Origin of the sequence: Mesorhizobium sp. M4B.F.Ca.ET.017.02.2.1 (genome assembly GCF_003998955.1) — a bacterium.
Taxonomy (GTDB): domain Bacteria; phylum Pseudomonadota; class Alphaproteobacteria; order Rhizobiales; family Rhizobiaceae; genus Mesorhizobium; species Mesorhizobium abyssinicae.
The window spans coordinates 1-1,404 of record NZ_RZOF01000609.1 but is presented as its reverse complement, the minus strand read 5'-3'; the positions used below and the strand labels follow the sequence as shown (position 1 = coordinate 1,404).

2 protein-coding genes are annotated in these 1,404 nt (G+C 66.7%); both read left to right on the top strand.

The genetic code is table 11. The annotated features are described in order from the left end of the window. A partial coding sequence (locus tag EN738_RS35820) for a hypothetical protein (protein WP_189606136.1) occupies positions 1-209 on the top strand: 209 nt, incomplete at its 5' end. Beyond that, positions 206-1,404 (top strand): alpha-amylase family glycosyl hydrolase (locus EN738_RS34290; RefSeq protein WP_127287364.1); only part of this gene is annotated, 1,199 nt, incomplete at its 3' end. The genes EN738_RS35820 and EN738_RS34290, both read left to right, overlap by 4 nt.

The following is a 1,404-nucleotide window of genomic DNA, read 5'->3' as shown; positions in this document are numbered from 1 at the left end:
GCGATGGCCGCCTTGCCGGCGTCGTCAACGGCGACCGCCGCCAATGCGTCTTCACGCTGCCGGAACGGACCGGGTTCCGCTGGCATGCCGCCATCGAGGCGGCGGATGGCGGCGTCGACCTGTCGCGGCCGGTGCCGGGACGGACGGTGGTATTCATGATCGAGCGCAAGGCCGGCGGCCGGATACGCAGCGGGAAGGACAAGGGATGACAGAGGGCAATGGGGAGCAGGGGGCCGACTGGTGGCGCGGCTGCGTCATCTACCAGATCTATCCGCGCTCCTTCCAGGACACGACGGGCGATGGCAGCGGCGATCTCAAGGGCATCACCGCCAGACTCGCCCATGTCGCTTCGCTCGGCGTCGACGCCATCTGGCTGTCGCCCTTCTTCAAGTCGCCGATGGCCGACATGGGCTACGACGTGTCGGACTATCGCGACGTCGATCCGATGTTCGGCACGCTCGAGGATTTCGACGCGCTGGTCGCCGAGGCGCACCGGCTCGGCCTGAAGGTCGTCATCGACCAGGTGATCTCGCACTCGTCCGACAAGCATGAATGGTTCGTCGAGAGCCGCGCCAGCCGCGACAACCCGAAGGCCGACTGGTACGTCTGGGCTGATGCCAGGTCCGACGGCAATGCGCCCAACAACTGGCTGTCGCTGTTCGGCGGACCGGCCTGGGAGTGGGATGCCACACGCCGGCAGTACTACATGCACAATTTCCTCGCCGCCCAGCCCGACCTCAACTTCCACAATCCGGAGGTTCAGGACGCGGTGCTGGACACGGTGCGCTTCTGGCTGGAGCGCGGCGTCGACGGCTTTCGACTCGATACGGTCAATTACTATTTCCATGACCGTTGGCTGCGCGACAACCCGCCTCTGGCGGCAAGCGTCGCCGGCACCAACGGCGCCACCACCACCTATGCCTTCCAGGAGCATCTGTTCGACAAGACGCGGCCGGAGAACCTCGATTTCCTGCGCCGCTTCCGCGCGCTGCTCGACGAGTACCAGGACCGAGCCGCGGTCGGCGAGGTCGGCGACGAGGACCGCTCGCTGCAGACGCTCGCCGCCTACACCTCCGGCGGCGACAGGCTGCAGATGTGCTACACATTCGACCTGCTCGGGCCGCAATTCTCGGCGGCGCACATACGCGGCTGCGTCGAGGCTTTCGAAGGCACCGTCGCCGACGGCTGGGTCTGCTGGGCCTTCTCCAACCACGATGTCGTGCGCCATGTCAGCCGCTGGACGCGGCCGGGCGGCGATCCGGACACAGTGGCGAAATTCTCGATCGCGCTGCTCGCCTGCCTGCGCGGCTCGATCTGCCTCTACCAGGGCGAGGAACTCGGTCTGGAGGAAGCGGAACTCACCTTCGAGGATCTGCGCGACCCTCTCGGCATCCGCTTCTGGCC